Source organism: Microcoleus sp. D3_18_C2 (genome assembly GCF_036702395.1).
Lineage (GTDB): Bacteria > Cyanobacteriota > Cyanobacteriia > Cyanobacteriales > Microcoleaceae > Microcoleus.
The window spans coordinates 1-18,573 of record NZ_JAUBTG010000066.1; the positions used below are offsets into that span (position 1 = coordinate 1).

The following is an 18,573-nucleotide window of genomic DNA, read 5'->3' on the forward strand; positions in this document are numbered from 1 at the left end:
AAACAATTAACAAAAGTTGATAATTAATTAAAGCCGTCAAGCTTATGACGGGGCTTTAGACCCAATTTCTTGGTAAAGGGCGTTGTGGAGAAAAAATATCGAAAAAAACATCCTAGCTGCTTTTCTTAAAAAACAGCTAGGATGTTTTAATGACAAGCTATTTCAGGACTTTAGCCTGCTGTTGCCAAAGCTCGATTTTTAGTTTTGCCGATCGCCAAACATTTTTTAACAGCAGCAATTACATCTTCCACATCTGCATCTGTTAATTTTGCCGAAATCGGCAAGCTAATTGTATGCAGTCCGATGTAGCTAGCATTGGGATAGTCTTCCGGCTGCCATCCAAACATTTCTTGATAGATAGGATGTTCTGGCATACTCATGTAATGTACGCCGACACCGATATTTTCAGCATTCATAGCGTTGAGAAACTCGTCGCGGCTGATTCCTGTTTTGGCTTCATCTACCAGAATGGTGTACAGGTGATAAGCATGAATGGTATCCGGTTCGGGCTTCGCTGGCAAAGTAATCGGCAAATCCGCAAATGCTTCGTTGTAGCGCTGCCAAATCTGCTCCCGCCGCTGCCAATAAGGAGCAACTCGTTTCATTTGATGAATGCCGATCGCAGCTTGCAGATCCATCATATTGTATTTAAAACCGACCTCCACCACTTGGTAGTGCTTGTAACCCGAGTCTCCGAAGCGCTTCCAAGCATCTTTGCTCATACCGTGCAGCGCTAAAATTTTGAGCCTGTCGGCGTATTCTTGACTGCTGACGATAATCATTCCTCCTTCGCCTGTCGTAATGTTTTTGGTGACATAAAAGCTGAAGCATCCGAAGTCGCCAAATGTGCCTGCTTTCCGCCCCTTGTACTCTGTTTCGATCGCGTGAGCACAATCTTCAATTAACTTCAAGTTGTGACGGCTAGCAATCTCGCAAAGCGCATCCATATCGCAGGGACGACCTGCGAAGTGAACTGGCAAAATTGCTTTAGTTTTTGAAGTTATTTTAGCTTCGACTTGAGCCGGGTCAATATTCATTGTCACCGGATCTACATCCGCCAGTACCGGCGTTGCCCCTGCGTGGATGATCGCATTAACTGTAGCGCAAAAAGTCATCGGAGTAGTAATAACTTCATCCCCCGGTTCTAACGAAGCAGCGAGGATGCTCAAGTGCAGTGCCGCCGTACAGGAATTGACTGAAATCGCGTACTGGGAACCCTTGTAAGCTTTGAAGTCATTTTCAAAACTCATAACTTTAGGGCCTGTACCCAGCCAACCTGTTTTCATGGTTGACACCACTTCTTGAATTTCGGCATCTTCGATCGCCGGGGCGCCGAAAACCAAAAAACGGTCTTTTGAACGAATAGGAGTGTTGTTCATGTTGCTAGTCTTACCCAGTAAGTAAAGTTAATCAAATGGAAGTGTTAATGAAGGCGGTATCAGCGTTTCTTATTTATTTTTCTAGCTCCATCTTGTTTGCTAATACCTTGTGTAATGGCATCTTTTGTATAACAAGCTTAGTAATGACCAGCCGTTTTTCCGCAAGCGCCTGAGTATGACAGAATTCATCTATTTTAAGATAGAGAATCTGCAATGTCCAGTAGATCGTATTTCAGTTTATGAGCGATACACAAGCTCTCGCCTGCATTTTGTGTTTTAAATACTTTATTCAAAAAAAACACGGGTACTTCTCGCTTAACTTTTCGTAAACTGTCGAACATCTATCCCGATCTAGATTAGACAGCGAAGTTATCTAATTTTTGATTTTTGATTTTAGAATTAAGAATGACTGATTCCCGTCTGGTTTGGAGCTTGCCTGGAGTTAGATTTTTTTGTAGTGGTGTAAAAAGTAGGCAAATTTTGCACAAAAAAAATGTAACTTTCCTGTTATTGATGCAGGTTCAGCAACATTCTGCGATCGATCAAAGCAATCAACCGTCCTCGACCAAATCCACTACAATCTAGGCAGACGAATCTTGTTCAAAACGTCTTGCAGCCGTTCTGACACGCCGCCCAATTGTTCTGACAAAGCTACAAGTTTGCCGTAAGCTTCAACTAAACGATCGCCCTCAACATAAACTTCTGGAGTAGGATAATTTTTCATCGCTTCCAGCAGTGTAATCTCGTTATCATTAGTTGCAGACAGCACCAAGGCAGATCTCAAAGCTTCTCGATTTGCATTCCCAGAAGGAGTGCGAATTACCTCACCCACTTCATCGAGGATTATTTCCCCAACCTTGCTGTTAAGCGTCCGATCCAAAAAGCTTTGACTGACTTTCACCGGTCTCGTCAGACTGTTGCGAACGGATTCCGGGTCTTTTTTTGCTTTTCCCAGCAGCATTTCTAAGCCGGGCGACATTTTTCCAGTTTCTACAAAAATTTCTAATTCGCTGACTGGTAAAGTCATTCGGATCGCACTGTATTTGAGCACTACCTTTTCGGCAGCCACAGCAGCATTACTGTAAAATACAATTCCCGCGCCTGCTGCTAAAAATAACGTCCACCGCTTTTTGAAAAATGCTCGACCCATACTCAAATCTCCCAACATCTTTTTCTACTTCGACTTTGACACATCTTATTAGTTACTGTACAGGCTCAGGTATTCGGGAAATGCCACATTATTCGATCGCCCCAACACTTATACCATTTTAGATTTTAGATTTTAGATTTTAGATTTTAGAACTGCGAATGACTGATCGTCGTGGTTTCGAGTATGGGCCTAGAGTTGCATGATTTTTGGGAACTGGTATTACCGATACCGGATGCTAGGCAAAAAACTCTGTTCAGGACGCTGCTACGGGCCTCTGTGTGGGGGATGCAAACCCTACTGATTCTCTCGCTCTATCTCTCGATCCTAGCAAAATGCCTAACGCCAGCTCTTCTATCAGTGAAGGCTGGCGCTGGGCTTAAATTTATTTTATATATTTAGGGTCTTTATGAAAGCTGACCCCAATTGAACGAGTTACAAGCGGTTTATGATTAGGGCCTTTAAATTTGCTGACCCCAATTGAACCCACATTCTTATAATTACAGGGATCGCTGGAAAACCACGATTTCATAATAATTTCTTTATATTTATAACTTTTTCTTGCCTAAGATAAATTTTTGTCTCGATTTGTACATTTTTGTTACTTGGACTTCGGGGAGCGGCCCTCGGCCCGCTGCTCCCAGCGAAACAGGAACACCATCAGGGCCACCACTCCGACTTGGAGGGCAAAATTGGGCAAAGCAGAGCCAATTTCGCGGCCAGAGGCAATTTTAGCGAGGAAAACCAAGCCGCCGATAAAGCCCGAAGCGCCACAAGCTACATAGACAAACTGTCGCAGAGGCCGGTAGGGAGTGGCCATTTCTGCGGTTAAACGCTCGTATTGTTGGCGGCTGAGGTTGCGCGGGTTTTTTGGGATGTTTGTGCGATCGTCCGAATTTGGAGCTGGCATAGATTTAGAAAATAAGTAAATTAGGATTGGGCCACAAAAACCCGGTTTCTACCAGAAATCCTCTGGCTGAGGTCGCCAATACGGTCGCAAAACCAGGTTTTTGGTCATGTGGGCGCAAGTCAAGCGAATATTAGACTACAACAAATATCTCACAACTGCCGAAACAAATCACCGCTGAAGCAAAAGCACAACTGTTTGCAAACAGCCAATAAAAACACCCAAAATGCCTCCTAAATTTACAATTCCCTGCAACTCGCTTTTGACAATTCCCTGAATTGCTAACTCCAACTCTTCAGGAGAAGTACCTTTGACTCGATCGACAATCACCTGGTCAATATTCAAAATTGGGATAGCCTGAGCTACAATATTTTCTAAATCCCGCTCTAGATAGCGCTCTAAAACCAAAGCCAGTTCTTTGCTGACAATTCCCAGGGAAGCGCTCATCACCGCTGAAGTTTGCAAGCGATTGAGAATCAACCGCGAAATATTTTCCCAGTCAATAGATTTACTCAACCCCTCAAGTACATCTGTACCCCGCTGCTGAACATAGCTGCGAACACTGTCGCGCATAGTTTTTCGCAACTGTCTCACAGTCGAAACCGGTAAATTTTGCATCGACAAATTTTGCAGCCATTCCTGAATTCGCCCGCGAATTCCCAAAGAAATAGTTAACTCTGCTAAGCGCTGATTTGTCGCTTCTCTGTCATCCAGACAAAAAGTCCGCAGCCGAGTTAAAGTGTTCCGCAAACCAAACAAATTTGCTACTACCCAATAAGTGCCGCTGGTTTTTTCTCGAAACCCTTCATCGATGATCGAAATATTGCGATCCGTCAAAAAGTCAATTAAAGCCTGCCGCAGCACTTCCGGTGGTATTACTACCTGCAACAACCACTCAGCAAGCTGAGCAGCCTGAGCTTCCGTTAGCTGAATCTCCAGCAAAACTTGGTCAAAAATTTGATTAAGCTGAGCTTCTAAAAAATCTTCCCGGCGCGCCAAAACTTTGAGAATTCGCGGCACAGATTCCCCCAGCAAATCTCGCAGAATGTTAGCGAGAATTTTAGCCGTTTTTTGCTCTGCGTCTGCTTTTACCTGATCGAGCGCCAACTGTAACAACCAGAGAATCACCGACTGCATCCGCTCGGTTTGCAGGAGGCGGCGCGCCAAGTTTTGCAGTTCCTGTGGCGTCAGCAGCGAACCCATAATTGTGTCGGAAATTCGCTTTGCTAAACGCTCTTGGTTGCGGGGGATCAAGCCTGGAGTGAAAGGCAACTTCCGCCCTTTGATGTAAATAGCTCGATAGGGACGGAACAGCATTTTGATAGCTATATCGTTAGTGAAATAGCCAATAATTCCTCCCACTACAGGTGGGGCCAACAACAGCCAAATGTCAGACGGATTCATAAGATTTTAGATTTTAGATTTTAGATTTTAGATTTACTCCACAGATGAATCTGGGGGGTTGAACCTTGGTCTAAAATTTTGATCTGGGGTATTCGATCGACCGAAACTGCAACCACTTTTAATTTTCAATTGCTTTGACTAATACCAATACTCCCATCATAGCTCCAGCAATGGGGTAGTGGGTGGCGGCGGCAAATCCGGCTTTGTTGGCGATCGCGACTTGTTGCTGGCCGATCGGGAATTTTTCTAAACTAGGATTAATGTAGGCATATTCTTGAGTCATGCCAAATTGCTGAGCAATGGGCACTACAAGAGTGTCTAGATAAAACTGCTGAAAGCTCCGCATTAGGGAATTGCTGGGGCGGTGGAGGTCGAGAATAGCTGCTTTGGCACCGGGTTTGAGCACGCGGTGCAATTCCTGAAGACTGCGGGGGATGTCAGTCACGTTACGCAGCCCGTAACCCATTGTGGCGCAGTCGAAGTAATTGTCAGCAAAAGGCAAGTCTAGGGCGTCAGCTTCTACCCAGGAAATGGGACTAGCAGGGGTGAGAAAAGGTCGATCTCGCCTAGCAGCCACGGCCAATTGTTCGGCGGAAAAATCTACTCCAAATACGCAACCAGTCGGCCCTGCTTGTTTGGCCAGCAACAAAGCTAGATCCCCGCTACCGCAGCACAAGTCTAAACAAGTATTTCCGGGGCCCGCACTGCTCCATTTCACCGCCATTTGCTTCCAAATCCGGTGTTGCCCAAAGCTCAACCAGTCGTTCAATTGGTTGTAAACAGGTGCAATTCGATTAAATATAGTTTTAATTTGTTCTGCGTTATTAGTCATTAGTTATTAGTTGTTAGTCATTGGTCATTAGTCATTAGCCATTAATCATTGGTCATTGGTGATTTATCAGCAGGAAAAAATAATTAATTCGTGCATTCATGTCATGCTGTCGCCAGTCATTAATGCTTTTTTATTTGTTAGCTATCCGCGAGATTTTGTCTTGAATCCTTCGTTGGCTCTTATTTTAAACTCAAGACAGAGAGCCGACTAATAACTAATGACTGACAACTAATGACTGACGATCCCGCCCAAAAACAGGTACAAGCTCCCGACAATCGTCGTGGAAATTCAAAAATTTTAGACTTTTGTTCAAGCTCCAAGATTCACTGCGCTGCAAGTAAATCTAAAATCTAAAATCTAAAATCTAAAATCTAAAATCGATTGACTGATGACTAATGACCCTGAAAACTCGTCAATACCAAAGCAACTTCTTGAGCGGCGAGGTGAACGGTTGTGAGTTCGTCGGGGCGCAGGGAACAAGGTTGTTTCCACTGCATGGAAATTAGGGCGATCGATCGACCTTTGTGACTAACCGGGATGCTCAGGTGAGCTTGAATGCCGGATTTCTGATAGTGCGGCAGACTCGCTAGGTTGGTGTCGAGTCCAATATTCACAACACCCTGAATAGTTTGAGAGGTAATTGCTTCTCGAACCAGAGGGTCATCCGCCAGCCAATTTTCCACAGTTGAACCCGTGGTGTGACAGCCTTGGACTGGGATTAAAACATTTCCTTCCACCAGTTGCAAAATGCAAAAGTCCGCCAAAAAATTATCACTTATAGCAGTAGCAATTGGATCTAAACTTGCTTCCAAACTCGGATAATCCACAGCCGTTTGCATGATTGTTGCTAACAGTTGTATTTGATTTTGAGCGCGATCCAATTCCTCAGTCCGCTGCTTGAGAATTTCATAAGTCTCGGCTGCCTTTTGCACCACCATTTTCAGTTCGTTCGGGTCCCAAGGCTTGGTGATATACTTATAAACCTGTCCTGAGTTAATCGCATCCACCAAGTCTTCAATGTCCGTAAAACCAGTCAAGATAATTCTGACCGTATTCGGAAACTGGGGCACGGTTTTGCTCAAAAACTCCGTTCCCTTCATTTCGGGCATCCGCTGGTCGGAAATGATTACGGCGACCTCGCCTTCGATGCCGAGGACTTCCAAGGCGCGAATTCCGCTCTCAGCTTTGAGAACGTTAAAATCTCGTCGGAAAGTGCGGTAGAGTAAATCCAGATTGTCTGGTTCGTCGTCTACTACCAGCATTTTGGGCTTTTTCGGTCTGTGTAGGGTCATGAGCTGGCGTTTAATTTGATCTAGCTCTGAAATGGCATTATCCATAACAATACGATAAACTCCCCTTTGTACATTTAGGCGAGCAACTATTCTTTGACACTCCCCACGCATAGAATGCGGGGGATTCTTCTCTCAAAGGCTCGACTCTAGACCGATATTACTATCGATCCCCGATAGAACGCCTCCAGAAGCAGTTTTACTCACGGGCTGCCCGACCGCAAGAATACCTCTGTCTCTAATTACTTGTGCTGCTGCTGTATCGCGATGAGTGGTGTACCCGCACGAATGACAACTATGGATTCTGACATCCAAGGTTTTCTTACCAGTATGGGTTCCACATTGGGGGCAAATTTGACTCGTATAGTTTTTATCAACACGAGCAAAATACACCCCGCGCTTCCAACACACATGAGACAGAATCGAGAAGAATTGACCATAGGCTGCATCGAGACTATGTTTACCGAACATCCCCTTTGCCCAAGCCTTAAAATTGATATCCTCAATGAATATCATTCCTGCTTGGTCACATAACCTATGAGCTAATTTATAGTGCCAATCCTTTCTGGTATCACTGATTTTTTGATGAATTCTAGCAATCTTTTTCTGGAGAGCAAGCCAATTCTTAGACCCTTTTCTTTGATGCTTTAATCTTCGCTGCAGTGATTTCAACTCGCGGTGAAGTGCCTGAAAAAATCTCGGTCTGTTGACTAATTCTCCATCTGAAGTTGCGAGGTATTTGTCAAGCCCAATATCTACCCCTAATGGATGTCCTGACGGTGGGCGAGCGGGCAGGTTGACTGCTAACTGGTAGGTCAGCATGACAAAATATCCTGATGCCCTTTTAACTACTCTAATTTGCTTGAGTATAAAACCCTCTGGTGTGGGTCTAGACATTTTCATCCTTACCCACCCAATCTTAGGCAGATTAACCTTTCCATTCTCCACTGCTGCATCCTTAACAGCCGGGAAAACAAACGATCGCATCCGTTTTTTGAAGCGAGGAAACCCATGCCCTCTATCCCACATTGCCACAAATGCCGACTCTAAAACCTTTAAAGTTTGCTGCAATACTTGCGAATGAGGGGTCTTTAATTCGGGACAATGCTTCTTAGCTTCTGCCAAACCTTTGCACTGACTAGCATAGGTTGGTCTAGGAGTATCCGGTGAGATAATATACTCACCAACTATCGAACAAGCATTAACAGAAGACTTACGAGAATTCACCCAATCTTTCCGTTCTCGCAAGGCATAGTTATAAACCTGACGACAAACAGACAACCAAATCTCAAATATTTGAACTTGAGATTTGGTTGGACGTAGTTTGTACTCGTGAGTTACTGTTAGCATGATATAATCATATCATGCTTTTAGAAATCAACCAGGATTTTTCTAAGACTGTAGGTAGCCGCCTCCGCTGCCGAGTTCATCCCCACGCCTGAAGTCGGGGGCTTTCCTCTCGTTTTCCGGTAACAATAGTCTCATAACTCACTTACTATTAATCTATCGCTCTGCCGCGACACGAGCCTTGCCGGTATCCAATTACACATAACTTAGCCTGAGTTTTTGATTCAATTATGACTGATACACCGCAAGATTCCTCCCCTCCTGCATCTGCATCCTCCACAAATGCTGTGGATGCTGAAAAGTTAATTCGATCGCTCCGCCGCAAAGAAGGTACTTGGGTAGAGTGGGGACAGGCCTGCACTGCACTGCTAAAAGCTGGCTACAACTCTCAAAGGATTTTTGAAGAAACGGGTTTTGAGCCAATTCAGCAAAATCAAGTAAGCGTCGCAGCCCAAGTTTACACCAGCATGGTAAATGCTGGGGCTTCAGAGGAAGTTCGATCGCACTTTTTGGGCAAAGGTAGCGATATCTTATACGAGTTTCGGATTCTCTCTCAAGTAGAGCGGGCCGGGGCGGCTGCTTTGATGCTAACCCACAACTTGGATGTTGACGATGCTCGCCAAGTTGCTAAAGCGATCAAGGAGTTTTCGCACTTCGGGAGTCTCCCCCAAGGGTTCACAGACACTCCCGGCGATGCTATGGCTTACCAATGCTGGCAATTAGCGAGACAGAAAAGCGATTTGCAAGAGCGATCGCGCTTAATTGCTCGCGGTTTAAAATTAGCTAGCAGCCAAACCGCTAGGGCGCAAATCGAGCAGTTGCTCGTCGATTTTACCGTAGTTGCGAGACGGGAAGCGCCCCGCTTGCCCGTCTACCGGCTGGATACCGAAGAACAATTGCCGCGCGTTGTCCCGGTTGTGGGCAAATTGCCGCTTTCTACGACAGATTTGCTGGCAGTGCCTTTGCCGGAGGAAATCGAGCCGTTCCGAATGGTAAAATTTTCTGGAGCAGGAGCTTGGGTGGCGATTCCCGGATGGCAGGTAATTTTGAACGCTGAAGATCCGGTGGCGGTTTTGGGAATGAGCGATAAATTGCCGGTACCGCTGCAAGGCAAAGTTGAAGAAGTTTTGATTATTGCCGATCGAGCTCAAAGACAGTGGGATGCTGACAGTTATTTCCTCGCAGATAACGCTGGCAATTTAGAATTGTACTGGTTTGAACAATCCCCGGATATTCCTATTTTGGGGCGAGTTGTTCTGGTGATGCGTCCCAAAAAGATTGTGGATGAAGACTATACCAAAGATGGATGGCAAATTGATGATTAGTGAGTTGACTGTTGACTGTTGATGGTTGTCAGTTGACGGTTGTCAGTTGTCGTTGGTTTTAAGAACGGTTTCTTCGGCTGTTCCCCAATACATAAATTTTATGTGGGTGGAATGACTAATGACTAATGACTAATGACTACTGACTACTGAGGCGGTTTCGGTTCTTGAATTTGCGGAACAGAATGCTGTTTCTTAAATCGATTAAAGCCGTAAACCGCAGCCCCAATTAACAGCAAATAAGGACTGTAAGCCAACAGCCAAATACCCAAAGCAAACAAACCGAGCGTCAATTCACCCACAGAATGAGTCGCTTTCCCCCAAGTTTCCTGCGCCCGCAAACCTAGAGAAGGTTCCTGAGTTTGTTGAGCCGATACTGCTGCTTCTAGAGTTAAGCTAATAGTTGAATAGGCTACTTGATTTCGCAAACTTTTTAACTGAGCGTCAATGCGTTCGATCGACTCCCGAATATTGCTCAACTCTTGAGCAGCTTTGAGTACATCGCCAACAGAACCCGATCGCTCCATAATTTTTAACACCATTTCCTCGGATTTGCGGAGATTCCGCAGTCTAGCCTCGCTGTCAACTAATTGAGTGGTAACATCCTCAGCCGTCAGAGAACGGTTCTCTACAGTTCCGAGTTTTGCCAAAGCATTTAAAGTAGTTTCTAAACGTTCTTGAGGCACCCGAATCTCCACAGACGCGGTTTGGCGGACACTCGAATCCGGCGGCTTCTGATTTTGGAAACCCAAGATATCGCCTTGCTGTTTTTCGACAATATTAGTAACAGATTTAGTGCTGGCGTCAATAGATTTGACAACTACACTGAGTTGGGCTTTTTTAATCAGTTGGGGACGGGTTGCGGTCGTTTCTGCTGCTTTTTTTGATGCACCAGAAGTTTGTGACCTTTGGGCTGCTGGATCGGGTGCTGGTGCCGATTGTGGAGCCGATTCGGCCACTTGGTTTTCACGGATGCTGGATGAACCTGCGCCGCCTGGAGCGCTGCTGGACGTTTGAGCTCCTCCGCAGCTAGGCAAAGCAATTGTGGAAGATAAAGTTAAGAATACCGCAACAGCAAAACGAGTTGTGCTGTTGTTGGCTGGGTTTGGGTTTGGCTTGTGGGGCGGGGAATTGATTTTGAGGTGAGTTTTCATTTGGGTGACTCCTCTAAAAAAGGCTTGGGTATTGAATTTTATGCTGGTTTTAATTTAAGCTCGAATAGATAGCGTTAGTTTAGCCGATACCGAAATGGAAACGGTAGAGGTTGCAGATTTTTTTATTTTTAACCGCAGATGAACGCAGATAAACGCGGATGTAATAATGACTGATGAATTTGATTCTGATTTTATGCGATCGACAACCAATATCGATCGCCCTGGCAACATTTCCTCTGGGTTAGACTCTGCGGCAGTTTTGCGAGAACAAGCTTGCCTTAAAATTCGCGAAAGCTTGCGTGCGGGGCAGCAAGACATGGCGGATTGGCAAGGCGGTCCCCTTGCTGTTTCGGCGGTTCCGGGGGCCGGGAAGTCTACGGGAATGGCTGCTGCGTCGGCAATTGCGATCGCCCGCAACGGGCTTCACAGCCGCCGCCAGTTAATTGTCGTCACATTTACGCGATCGGCTGCTGCTAATATTAAAGCTAAAATTCGGGAAAGATTGACAGAATTGTCTTTATCTCAAGGCGGTTTTGCGGTGCACACTTTGCACGGTTTAGCTTTGAATATTGCGATGCGCCATCCTGATTTGTCGGGTTTAAATTTAGAAAATTCAACCTTAGTTACTCCCACTCAAAGTCACCGATTAATTCGCACCTGTGTAGAACTTTGGATTGCGGAAAATCCCCGCAGATATCAAGTTTTGTTGGAAGGACAGCAATTCGACGGAGAGGAAACGGAGAGGCTGCGGCGACAATCGGTTTTGCGGACGGAAATTTTGCCGCAGGTAGCTAAAACTGTGATTCACGAGGCAAAATCTTCTGGTTTGTTTCCCGAACAGTTGTTAGAAATGAGCGCTCTTGATACTGGGGATGGTTATGAAATTTTAGCAGTAGCTGGGGGTTTATATCAAAAATATCAGGCTTTGTTGAGGAGTCGGGAATTCATCGATTATGACGAGATGATTTTAGCAGCTTTGCGGGTGTTGGAAAATCCGAAGGCGAGGGCGATCGAGCAAAAGCAAGTATTTGCCGTTTTTGAGGACGAAGCCCAAGATTCGACACCTTTGCAAACTCGGCTTTTGAAAACATTGGCGAGCGATCCAGAGCCTGCTAAATCACCTCCCAATTTTATCAGAGTTGGCGATCCAAATCAAGCGATTAATTCTACTTTCACTCCCGCCGATCCGATTTATTTTAACCAATTTTGTGATGAGTGCGAAGTAGAGAATAAGTTAGCGACAATGGACGGTGCCGGTCGCAGCACCCAAGTAATTATCGAGGCCGCTAACTTTATGTTGCAATGGGTAAATGGTTCGGAATTAGCGAAAAATGAAAAGCCTTTTCGCGACCAAACTATTAAGCCAGTACCCAGCGATGACCCGCAGCAAAATGCAAATCCGGCTCCGATTGGTCGAGGCTTAGAATTGCATACTCCGCGCGATATTTACCATACAGTTGAGTTGATTGGTAAGCGGGTAATTGAGTTAGTAGAAGAATTTTTACCAGCAGAGTTTGAATTTGGAATAAATGGCAAAAATATCGAATCAGGCGGTGAAGCGAGCGATGGGGAAAATAGTGCAAAATTGCCCTTAGAAAATCTGAAATCGATGGCTATTTTGGTGCGGGAAAATAAACAAGGTAAGTTTATCAAAGAAGTGCTAGAAAATCCTCAAAAACACGGATTAAGCTTTGATTTGCGTAAATACGGGATTAAAATTGAGGATGTGGGAGAACGCGACAGACATTCTCAAGTACCTTGGGAAATCTTAACACTGCTGCAATTTCTCGATCGCCCGCACTCTCCAGACTACCTGAAAGCAGCCTTAAAGATTTTGAGCGATCGACAACTCATCCCCAAACAAGACTACAATGCTTTTGCTACCAGCCCCGAACAATTCCTTTACCCAGGCCCCCTAGACCCCCAGCAGTCAGATCCCGTTCGCAAATGCCGCTATTTTTGCTGCGGTTTGCTGCAAGCTAGCTTAGAACTGCCGCCCTACCAAATCATTTCCTTCTTAGCCTTAGCGCTGCAATACGACCAAACAGAATTAGCCACCGCCGACAAATTAGCAGAACGAGTAGCAATCCAAACAGCCGGCAACAATTCAATGCGGAATATTTTGGGCGTACTTAGCGAAATTGTCAGTTCCGAAAGATTTGAACCTGTGGATGCAGACGACAAAATAGAAGAACGTTATACCAGCAAAGGTCAACTAACAATTATTACCATGCACAAAGCTAAAGGATTGGATTGGGATTGCGTATTTTTGCCGTTTCTGCACGAACAAACCATCCCCGGAAATTTGCGGGTTTTGCCGCAAACCCGATTTTTAGGAGATTTCACTTTAGCAGAGGTAGCGAGAGCACAAATTCGAGCAAGTTTGCACGGAAAATATCCTTTACCAAATCTAGGCGAAGCGTGGGAACAAGCAGGTTATTTGAAAACAGCAGAAGAGTTTCGACTGCTGTATGTGGCGATGACGCGAGCAAAAAGTTTGTTGTGGATGGCGGCGGAGAAAAAAGGGCCTTTTACGTGGAACAAACCAGAGAATTTACAGGAGCAAAAACCTTGTCCGGTAATGCCTGTCTTGAAGCAGAGATTTCCGAGTAATGCTATATAAAAGAAGTAAGAATTATATCATGTCCGGTCGATGACCCCAAATCATACCAATTTTAAAAAAGAATGCAACAGTATTCTTGTTCCCCCCGCAATGCAGCGGGGGGGCTAGGGGGGGTCGAAGAGTGTTGCACGATTTTAGAGAAATGGTATCAGGTAGGGGCGGGTTCACCAACAATATCTGCCAATAATTAACAATCTCAAAAACCCGCCCTGCCCGGATATTATGGTCAATCTATCGGACATGATATTAAGGATCGCGAATTAAATAACTTACAATTTTAATTGTTATTGTGGGATGGGCGTCCCGCCCGTCCAGAAAGGGCGGGCGGGACGCCCATCCCACAAGAACCATCACGCATTGTAAGTTATTTAATTCTCATTCCTCACCACTTTCCTGACATCGTACCCTTAAGTCTCAATTCTTCTCGACTAACTAGAGCTTCGTAGTAATCGGGTTTGATTTCGAGGGCGACTCCGTAAGAGCTAATGGCATCTTGAGTTCGCTGCAATTTTTGCAAAACGTCGCCCCGCTGCGCCCAAGCTTCCCAGTTGTCTGGCTTGAGTTGAATCACTTGGTCAAAAGCGACGAGTGCTTGGGAATACTTCTGCATTTCCCCTAGGATCAGACCTCGCTGCACCCAGCCTTGATAGTTGTCCGGCCAGACAGTAATTGCTCGATCGTATGATGCTAGAGCTTGTTCGTACTGCTGCAATTTTGACAAAGCGTTGCCGCGTTTCAACCAAGCTTCAAAATTGTCGGGCACGATTTTAATTACGCGATTGTAAGCTGCGACGGCTTCTTCGTAACGCTGCAATTTTTCCAGCGCTGCGCCTTGCTGCAACCCTACTTTTGATGTAATTTCTGCTTCTGAAGTCAGAGAGATTACTTTATCAAAACAGGCTATCGCTTCTTCGTATTGCTGCAATTTTTCCAAAGCTTCGCCTCGCAAGTTCCAAGCTTCTAGAAAGTTACCTTCAATTTGTAGGGCATTACTGTAAGCGATAATTGCCTCTTTGTAGCGTTCCAATCCTGCTAGCGCCATGCCTCTACCCAGCCAAGCTTCGGGAAAATTCGGATTAATTTGAATGGCTTGGTCAAAAGCAGCGATCGCCCCTTCAAAATCTCTCGATTCTGACAGTGTTTGACCGCGCCCGATCCATGCTTCGGGATACAAAGAATTAATTTGAATTGCCCGATCGAAACAAGCAATTGCCGCATCGGCCCACTGGTGTTTGAGGGCCATTCCTTTATAAAACCAAGCTTCGCAGTCGTTGGGCTGCATTTGCAGTACGCGATCGTAAGCTGTCACCGCTTCTGCGTATTTGTGCAATTTTGCTGAAGCAATGCCCCGATTGAACCAAGCCAGACTATTTTGCGGTTGCAGTTGAATGGCGCGATCGTAAGAAGTTACAGCTTCAGCGTAGCGTTCGGTTTTCATCAAAGCCAAACCTCGGTTCAGCCAAGCTTCCCAGTTAGTCGGGACGAGTTTCAGCGCGCGCTCAAAAGCCGCCACGGCTTCAGGATAGCGATCCGCTTGAACCAACACGTTGCCTTGCCGATACCACATGGCGGGCAAATTCGGATGAAGTTGGGTGGCTCTTTTGTAACAGGTTGCGGCTGCATCCCACTGCTGCAATTCCTCTAAAACTCTGCCTCGCTGATACCAAGCTTCGTGCTTTTCTGAATTGATTTGAATTGCCGTGTCGAAAGCCGCGATCGCTTCTGAGTGATTTTGCAAACTTAACAGCCCTGTGCCGCGCAGCATCCAAGCCCAGTATTCTTCGGGATTAATTGCTGTAGCTCGATCGGCGCAGGCTACGGTTTCTGCGTAGGAGTGCAGTTGTTTGTAAGCTTTGCCCAGATTCAGCCACGCCCGGGCCCAGTCCGGCTTAATTTGAACCGCTTTTCCGTAGCAAAGGACTGCCGCTTCGTACCTTCCCGATGCGTACAATCTATTGCCCCGATCGTAATCTGGAAATGCTGCAAAAATTCTTAAAATCGGCGGCAGCATAGCTGGCTGGGGGTTTGAGGAGTTTTCTGTAGCCGGAGTCGAGAGGTCTGGCATACGCCTTGCACATAAAAAATTTAGTGGGATAACAAGCTTGCGGTCTTATATAGCGGTTCTCAAGTAAGTGAGGTACGTAGTTGGGCTTTAGCCCTCCGATCGTGCTTATGCAGTAAGTGAGATAAGTGCCTAACAACTCCAATTACCAATTATCAGTCATACCTCATCTACCTGAGAAGAGCTATATATTAACTTATGCTTTTCTTAACTCGCTGCTGTTTTGAGACGAACTTAGCATATCAGGTCTGCTGCCACAAATTATGTTTACTTAACTGTAATGTATAAAATTATGCACCGCTCCCGCTTTGCGTATACCGCTGTAAAATACGGTCAGTCGATTTTCGATTTTCGATTTTCGATTGACCGAAAGCATCCAGGATACAAGCCCCCGGATTCATCCGTCCAGAAATAAAAAACCTGTATCCGATAAAGGAGCCCCCGAATTTATCCGTGGGGTCAATGCTTAAATCTAAAATCTAAAATCTAAAATCTAAAATCGATTGGCTCCACAGATGAATCTAGGAGCTTGAACCAGAGTCTAAAATTTTGATCTCTCCACTACGAGTGTCGGAAACTTGTAATAGCGAGCGAGACGCTCGCTCGCTATATCATCCAAATATATTATTTTGATGCAACCCTCCATGATATGAAAGCAAAAATGGGATGCTCCCAAGAAGGCAGTGTGTTAACTTTTATTACAACGGCTATACATCTTATTAGATAAGAGGTATCCTTGAGCTTGCTTATCGAGTTGCTCAGGATGGCAATGACTAGTAGTTGCTAGATATTACGCAATAAAAACGGCGTTGCTGATTTACGGTATGAAAGGCTAAATATGCCAGTCATAGAAACCAGTATCCACAAAGCTTCTGGATGTTAAACTTATTTTTTTTATACCCTAGACATCTCCGAAAACAATCAAAGCCTCTGTGTAGTTAAGTTCTAGGACGTAAATGTAATCCTCGTAAATTAGCTAGTGTGTACGATAAAACAAGACTTTGAGATATTTATTGTTGATAATTATGCCAAAATATTGAGTGAACTGTGTTAATTTTAATCTGACGCTTTCACCGCTTTTCCTAATGGTAATATTAAAGCTCCAATTCGCAACCTTACTATTCCACAAATCGTTAAAATTACTTGCTCATATTTTTGGGGATTCAACCTAAATCTTTCTTGTACAACTCGAAATATTTTGAGCGAGCGAATTCGATGTTCAACAAAGATTCTTTTAGCCGAAAATGCTTTGTTTTGTTCTTTTTGTTCAGTTGTTAATTCTCGATTTCTGGGTTTTTTAATGGGAGTTGTTATTAAATCTTCTCCAACGTAAGCTTTATCTCCCTTAAATCTCTGTTGAGGGTCAAACTCCGAGCGATATTCCCGGAATAAGGTTATATCGCTTTTAGGTCCAGGTTCCCCTGCCACAACATCAACTATATCTCTACCATCTGGCATGATAATTATTTGACTTTTGAATGTATGATTACTCTTCTTGCCTGAAAAGTATTTTTCTTGTTCATCCTTATCTCCAGGTCTCTCTCTGACTTGTTCGTAGGTATCTACTATTAATTCATATTCTGTGAGTATTTCCTTAACTATTGCATGGTCAGCAGCGTTTTTTTTTACTTGTTCCAGCAAGCTAGATGGTAGCAGTTCTCGCAGGTGCGGCAACCAATAGTTAAATGTATCATTAGCTGTAGACTCACTTACTCCAAACTGGATGCCCAGAAGTTGAAATGTTGTCATATGCCTCAGATAGACTAAGGTTAAAATTATTTGTTCGGGAAGAGATAGTTTCGGTTTCCGACCTCCTCCTCCAGCAATAATTCTCACTTTCTTTGCTTCTAGTAAAGCTTGTTTTTCATGATGTAATCCTTCGGCATTTTGGAGCAATTGTTGTAACTCTTCATAGGCCAGACCAATTAATCGCTGTGTTTGTTTAGGATTTTCTTCAATATGATTCAGGATGTCGCTCATCTTTCTGTGTAAAAAAAGGTCTCTTATGTTCTTTTACCACATAATGTTACTATTTTGGAGATGTCTCCTGATTAAGCAACGCCTAAAAACAAATAAATCGATAAATTAATTTATTTTATTGCAACACTTCTTTTTTTCAAAGAGCTAAAAGGAGTTGGTTTGGCAAACATCAAAATTAATTGGTGTTAGACGTTGATTTGGAAAATAAAGTTGAGGGAACAGTTTCATTATGCCAGTCAATTTAAGAATTCGATCTTACAAGACGATCGCCATAATATTTATTGCCTCGTTACTAATCAACGTACTTGCTATCAAAAGCACTTACTCTCAGCAGAACTGCCCAAAAGTGCAAACTTCAATTCAGAGTATCGACGAAACGGGCGTGAAGGGGCTTTCTGGCACGTCCATTGATACTTTGCGGGATTCACCTTTCAAAAACTATGTAACTATCCTTTCCCAACAGGTTTCTGCCAAGATTGACGAAATAGCGCAATGCCAGGGGGATTTGAAAAGTTCTCCAGAAGTCAAACTTTTTTTTGTTTACCGTCCGCTAGTCACATACACGGGTGCGCCAATCGTAGGACCGTTCAACTTAGAGCCTACACAATCTAGTGGTACCAGGCATTTGGATAGTCCTTGGGTAAAACTCACGTTCAGCCGTTCGCCCACGATCGTTGTGCGTGCGGTGTTCCTGTGGAACGAACGACAGTTTCTGCTCGATCAAGCACTGATGTCGGGCATACGCGGCTCGCCCACCAATCCTCTGGTTCCGATTGATGACGGCATCTTCAGGCAATTTATACAAGATTACACCGACTCTGTGCTGCTTGCACCGTCTTCAGAAGCCCGGCCTGCCGCCGAAGCCAGTATTTCAAAGCGTTTGCCACCAGACATTCTTTGGCTGTTTCGCTATGCGTCGGGACAACGCGGTCCTTTCTACACGTGGCTGGACCCCGCTCTTAACTCCGCCGTTACGCGGGGAGCGAGCGGATATACCGATCTTACCAAGGCTCTCGTTGACCAATTTTTCACATCAGAAACGACTGAGATCCGCTACGAAAGCGTTCTCGATCTGAAAGACCTATTCACCCTCGATCGATACCGAATTAACCAGCTTCGCTAAGGAG

General features: G+C 44.8%; 13 protein-coding genes. 3 read left to right on the forward strand and 10 right to left on the reverse strand.

The genetic code is table 11. The features are described from left to right. Positions 1 to 170 precede the first annotated feature (170 nt). The 7 genes from QUA88_RS25670 to QUA88_RS25700 all read right to left on the reverse strand — a co-directional run bounded on the left by QUA88_RS25670 (position 171) and on the right by QUA88_RS25700 (position 8,308). The gene (locus tag QUA88_RS25670; RefSeq protein WP_333208444.1) at positions 171 to 1,379 is read right to left on the reverse strand and encodes a DegT/DnrJ/EryC1/StrS family aminotransferase; all 1,209 of its coding nucleotides are present in this window, start codon (positions 1,377 to 1,379) and stop codon (positions 171 to 173) included. A 574-nt stretch (positions 1,380 to 1,953) separates the two neighbouring features. After that, the gene (locus tag QUA88_RS25675; protein WP_333057718.1) at positions 1,954 to 2,529 is read right to left on the reverse strand and encodes an alpha/beta hydrolase; all 576 of its coding nucleotides are present in this window, start codon (positions 2,527 to 2,529) and stop codon (positions 1,954 to 1,956) included. Between the two features lie 598 nt (positions 2,530 to 3,127). After that, positions 3,128 to 3,436 (reverse strand): DUF3493 domain-containing protein, encoded by a 309-nt coding sequence (locus tag QUA88_RS25680; protein WP_333057719.1) that lies wholly within the window; start codon positions 3,434 to 3,436, stop codon positions 3,128 to 3,130. A 168-nt stretch (positions 3,437 to 3,604) separates the two neighbouring features. After that, positions 3,605 to 4,837 carry a DUF445 family protein gene (locus QUA88_RS25685; protein ID WP_333057721.1) on the reverse strand — a complete coding sequence of 411 codons (1,233 nt, stop codon included), beginning with the start codon at positions 4,835 to 4,837 and terminating at the stop codon, positions 3,605 to 3,607. A 118-nt stretch (positions 4,838 to 4,955) separates the two neighbouring features. Further along, on the reverse strand, positions 4,956 to 5,669 hold the full coding sequence (gene ubiE, locus QUA88_RS25690; protein WP_333249884.1) for a bifunctional demethylmenaquinone methyltransferase/2-methoxy-6-polyprenyl-1,4-benzoquinol methylase UbiE: 714 nt from the start codon (positions 5,667 to 5,669) through the stop codon (positions 4,956 to 4,958). Between the two features lie 392 nt (positions 5,670 to 6,061). Next, positions 6,062 to 7,006: a response regulator gene (locus tag QUA88_RS25695; RefSeq protein WP_333057724.1), complete on the reverse strand. Its 945-nt coding sequence runs from the start codon at positions 7,004 to 7,006 to the stop codon at positions 6,062 to 6,064. 87 nt (positions 7,007 to 7,093) lie between these two features. Continuing rightward, on the reverse strand, positions 7,094 to 8,308 hold the full coding sequence (locus tag QUA88_RS25700) for a transposase (protein ID WP_333057725.1): 1,215 nt from the start codon (positions 8,306 to 8,308) through the stop codon (positions 7,094 to 7,096). 227 nt (positions 8,309 to 8,535) lie between these two features. Here QUA88_RS25700 and QUA88_RS25705 point away from each other — a divergent pair, with 227 nt between their 5' ends. After that, entirely contained in the window at positions 8,536 to 9,630 is a 1,095-nt protein-coding gene (locus QUA88_RS25705; RefSeq protein WP_333057726.1) for a RuBisCO accumulation factor 1, read from the forward strand. Between the two features lie 143 nt (positions 9,631 to 9,773). On the opposite strand, the gene QUA88_RS25710 is transcribed toward QUA88_RS25705, so the two are convergent. Then, on the reverse strand, positions 9,774 to 10,781 hold the full coding sequence (locus QUA88_RS25710; RefSeq protein ID WP_333274497.1) for a DUF4349 domain-containing protein: 1,008 nt from the start codon (positions 10,779 to 10,781) through the stop codon (positions 9,774 to 9,776). A gap of 166 nt (positions 10,782 to 10,947) precedes the next feature. On the opposite strand from QUA88_RS25710, the gene QUA88_RS25715 reads away from it, so the two are divergent. Next, a complete protein-coding gene (locus QUA88_RS25715; RefSeq protein ID WP_333205270.1) occupies positions 10,948 to 13,404 on the forward strand; it encodes an ATP-dependent helicase in 2,457 nt (818 codons plus the stop codon). Between the two features lie 382 nt (positions 13,405 to 13,786). On the opposite strand, the gene QUA88_RS25720 is transcribed toward QUA88_RS25715, so the two are convergent. Continuing rightward, positions 13,787 to 15,469 carry a tetratricopeptide repeat protein gene (locus QUA88_RS25720; protein WP_333274501.1) on the reverse strand — a complete coding sequence of 561 codons (1,683 nt, stop codon included), beginning with the start codon at positions 15,467 to 15,469 and terminating at the stop codon, positions 13,787 to 13,789. Positions 15,470 to 16,522: 1,053 nt separating this feature from the next. Beyond that, complete coding sequence (locus QUA88_RS25725; protein WP_333264567.1) at positions 16,523 to 17,446, reverse strand: transposase family protein; 924 nt, start codon at positions 17,444 to 17,446, stop codon at positions 16,523 to 16,525. A gap of 229 nt (positions 17,447 to 17,675) precedes the next feature. Here QUA88_RS25725 and QUA88_RS25730 point away from each other — a divergent pair, with 229 nt between their 5' ends. Then, positions 17,676 to 18,569: a hypothetical protein gene (locus QUA88_RS25730; RefSeq protein ID WP_333274504.1), complete on the forward strand. Its 894-nt coding sequence runs from the start codon at positions 17,676 to 17,678 to the stop codon at positions 18,567 to 18,569. Positions 18,570 to 18,573: the final 4 nt, after the last annotated feature.